General features: G+C 71.0%; 1 pseudogene. It reads left to right on the forward strand.

Annotated features, from left to right (window positions below):
- Nucleotides 1-35: 35 nt before the first annotated feature.
- Nucleotides 36-241: pseudogene (locus BN358_RS26510) on the forward strand (YdcF family protein); the annotation flags it as partial.

A 241-nucleotide genomic window follows, 5' to 3' on the forward strand; every position in this document is an offset into this window, starting at 1 on the left:
CACCGTCGGGCAGTGAACCGGGACGCGTCGTGCCGGTGACCGCCCTGCTGCCGGTCGCGGTCTTCCTGGTCAGCTTCTGGCTCGACCCACGCAAGGTCCGCACCGGGCTCTACCTGCTGTTCGCCCTGTTCTGGCTGGTGCTCGTCGTCGCCGGCGGGCTCACCGGCTGGGCGTCCAGCCTCGACCCGCTCGCCGGGGCGATCGTGCTGCTCGTCCTGATCGGGCTTGGTCTGGCTACGGT

Source organism: Sedimentibacter sp. B4 (genome assembly GCF_000309315.1).
Classification (GTDB): Bacteria; Bacillota; Clostridia; order Tissierellales; family Sedimentibacteraceae; genus Sedimentibacter; species Sedimentibacter saalensis.